Below are 250 nucleotides of genomic sequence, written 5' to 3' on the forward strand. Positions count from 1 at the left end.
CATCATCATCGACGTCGTGGACATGCTGGATAACGGCCCGGCCCAGCACCTCTACACCAAGGAGGTCTATCGCTCGCTGCGCGGCTGCCTGCGCGACGGCGGCATTCTGGTCGTGCAGGCGCTCGAATTTTCGTCCTGCAACTACAAGGGCCACACCGCACTTCGCCGGACGCTGCAGACGGCCTTCACCAAGGTCAGCAGCTATCAGGTGCCGATCCCGTCGTTTCTCGCCGTGTGGGGCTTCATTCTG

General features: G+C 62.4%; 1 protein-coding gene. It reads left to right on the forward strand.

What is annotated here, in order from left to right; all coding sequences use genetic code 11:
• Nucleotides 1-250, forward strand: a 250-nt coding sequence (locus SB724_RS21220; protein WP_410572982.1) for a spermidine synthase, incomplete at both ends; no start/stop codon positions are given.

It is taken from the genome of Bacillus sp. SIMBA_031 (assembly GCF_046535225.1).
Lineage (GTDB): Bacteria > Bacillota > Bacilli > Bacillales > Bacillaceae > Bacillus > Bacillus velezensis.